Raw genomic sequence first — 377 nt, 5'->3', positions numbered from 1 at the left:
ACCGGCGTATTCGGCGAAATACCCCAGCATCAATTGAGTGGGGACCGGCCAGGACTGTGAACCGAAGTATTGTATCTCGCCCACTTCGACCCCCACTTCTTCGCGTACTTCGCGCCGCAGCGTATCTTCGGCGCTCTCACCCGCCTCTATAAAGCCCGCCAGCGAGCTATACATGGGCCGCGGAAAACGGGCGTTGCGCGCTAGTAACATCTCATCACCCCGAGTAATTAGCACGATCACACAGGGCGAAATTCTAGGGTAAAGCGTCGTCTTGCAGGGGCCGCAGGCCATTGCTCGTTCACCATCGGCAGCCTGCATAGGCTGGCCACAGCGACCACAAAAACGATGATCACGCTCCCAGTCCAGAAGTTGCGCGG

1 protein-coding gene is annotated in these 377 nt (G+C 58.4%); it reads right to left on the bottom strand.

Translation table 11 applies throughout. The features are described 5' to 3' along the window. Positions 1-377, bottom strand: a 377-nt coding sequence (nudC, locus tag ACTG39_RS14100) for an NAD(+) diphosphatase (protein WP_439108197.1), incomplete at both ends; no start/stop codon positions are given.

Origin of the sequence: Congregibacter sp., from assembly GCF_965662665.1 — a bacterium.
In the GTDB taxonomy this organism is placed as follows: Bacteria; Pseudomonadota; Gammaproteobacteria; order Pseudomonadales; family Halieaceae; genus Congregibacter.
The sequence above is the reverse complement of the archived record's forward strand: the minus strand, read 5'-3'. Positions and strand labels throughout refer to the sequence as shown.